The sequence below is a fragment of the Paenibacillus phytohabitans genome, from assembly GCF_013141775.1.
Taxonomy (GTDB): Bacteria; Bacillota; Bacilli; order Paenibacillales; family Paenibacillaceae; genus Paenibacillus_AQ; species Paenibacillus_AQ phytohabitans.
In genome coordinates, this window is sequence record NZ_WHOB01000072.1 from 1 (window position 1) to 1,398 (window position 1,398).

1 protein-coding gene is annotated in these 1,398 nt (G+C 51.3%); it reads left to right on the forward strand.

All coding sequences use genetic code 11. From position 1 onward, the window contains the following. Positions 1-83: 83 nt before the first annotated feature. Positions 84-1,274, forward strand: coding sequence for an IS256 family transposase (locus tag GC101_RS25945; RefSeq protein WP_171719672.1), 1,191 nt, complete (start codon positions 84-86; stop codon positions 1,272-1,274). Positions 1,275-1,398 lie beyond the last annotated feature (124 nt).

The window sequence follows — 1,398 nt, forward strand, 5'->3', positions numbered from 1 at the left end:
TAAGGACCTGGGAGTCTAGTAAACGACAAAAAAGTAGGGTATCCTTGGGATTGCGAAGTCACCAAGAAAAGGAGCCCTACTCAATGACCAGTATACACCAAAACCCGTTCAGTGATCTACTCGAAAATAGTCTCCAAAGTTTTCTGAAAGAAAAGATAGAACTCATGCTCCGCGAAGAAATCAAAAATTACCTGGCGGTTGAGCATCCGGAGGAGCCGAATACACGCAACGGATATTACAGCCGGACGTGGGAAACACGTCACGGCCTCATCCCGAATTTACAAGTCCCTCGGGATCGGCAGGGCCAGTTTCAAACGGAACTCTTTGAGCCTTACCAGCGCCGGGAAGCATGGCTCGAAGATACCATCATCCACATGTACAAAGGGGGCATGAGTACCCGGGATATTGCCTCGTTTATCGAGAAAATGTTTGGAACCTCCTACTCCCCGACCACCGTGAGTAATATTACGGGTACGGTGCTGGAAGATGTGGCTGCCTGGCAGGCTCGTCCGCTGGCCAAACGCTACTCCGTCCTCTATCTAGACGGCATGTACCTCAAGCTGAAGCGCCAAAGTGTGGCGAGTGAAGTCGTCTATCTCGCGATGGGGATCGACGAAGAGGGCCACCGGGAAATCCTCAGCTTCAGTATTGGCGGCAAAGAGAGCGCCTATGGGTGGCGGGAAGTGCTGCAAGACTTGCACCGCAGGGGTGCGCATGAGGTACTGTTGGGCGTCTTTGACGGACTGGCGGGGCTGGAGGAAGCCTTTAAGGAAACCTACCCCAAAGCCGATGTCCAGCGCTGTGTGACCCACAAGATGCGAAATACCTTGCCCAAAATTCGCGATACCGATAAGGCCGAATTTGTGGCCGATTTCAAAGTCATTTACACCGCGCCAGATAAGGATGTGGCCCAGGCCAACTTCGATCTCGCGCAGCAGAAATGGGGCAAGCTCTACCGTAAGGAACTGGATTCCTGGGGGGAGCAGCTCGATGTATTGTTACGGTTCTACGATTATCCACCCCTGATTCGGTACGCGATTTATACGTCCAACCCGATCGAGCGAACGAACAAAGAAATCCGCAAACGGCTGCGGCCCATGAACAGTTTAACGAACATGGATGCCGCTGAAAAGATTGTCTATCTGGAGGCCATAGGATACAACGAGAGATGGAGTCAACGTGTGGTCACCGGGTTTGGGGACCCGAAGACGAAAGCGGCCTTACGTAAAAAGTTTGCAGAAAAATATCCCCCTTCCCAAGCGAGCGAAGAATAAAACCGACGATTCAAGCGAATTGGTAATGAAAGTAAATTTCCGCAGGGGGGATCCCCCCTGACCCTTTGAAAACCATTCCTATCCATTGTTCCAATGGATATCCTACAACCCTTAAAGACAATTA